1 protein-coding gene is annotated in these 642 nt (G+C 49.8%); it reads right to left on the bottom strand.

The window, feature by feature from the left end; genetic code table 11:
• Nucleotides 1-214: 214 nt before the first annotated feature.
• Nucleotides 215-394: a hypothetical protein gene (locus tag AWU74_RS11985; protein ID WP_238580235.1), complete on the bottom strand. Its 180-nt coding sequence runs from the start codon at nucleotides 392-394 to the stop codon at nucleotides 215-217.
• Nucleotides 395-642: the final 248 nt, after the last annotated feature.

Below are 642 nucleotides of genomic sequence, written 5' to 3'. Positions count from 1 at the left end.
ACACGTTAATTTTTGCTCACGATTTATAAATTATCGGACATAATTTGTAAATTGCGGAACAGGATTTATAAATTATGAAGCAGGATTTATAAATTGCGGGCCACAATTTTCAAATTACGGGACAGGATTTTCAAATTGCAACTCATAATTTTCAAATTATGGCGCATAATTTTCAAATTGCGGCTCATAATTTGTAAATTATGGAGCGTAATTTTCAAATCGCGGGGCGGGATTTGAAGCGGACGGGGCATAGCCGCTTGCGGACGCCCTGCCGACAATGCCGCACCGAGCGGACGGCGGCGTTATAGGCAACTGGGGCGGAAACCGCCCGCGTAGCAAACTCGGCAGCGCATACGCGAAGCAAAGCAGAAAGGCGTTGTCCCTCTGTTTTCACCTATAAGCAAGGCTGTCTCTTGCGCATAGGCAAAAGCCTCTATGCCCTTCACCTGCCGCCCTATGCGCCGCGAGTTTGCAACAAATAGCGTTGTCTACAGGCAGGAGCCTATGCGCCGTCATAGGAGGAAGCGGTTTTGCCGCTTCCTCCTATGAGACGAGAAAGGGAACGGGCAAAGTCCGTTCCCTTTCTCTCCCGCTCGATAGCGCCGCTCGATGCTTGCTTTTATGCCGTTCACCACCCCCCCC

The sequence above is a fragment of the Treponema endosymbiont of Eucomonympha sp. genome, from assembly GCF_001028545.1.
Note: the sequence above shows the minus strand (reverse complement) of the source record. Positions and strands in the feature narration are given on the sequence as shown.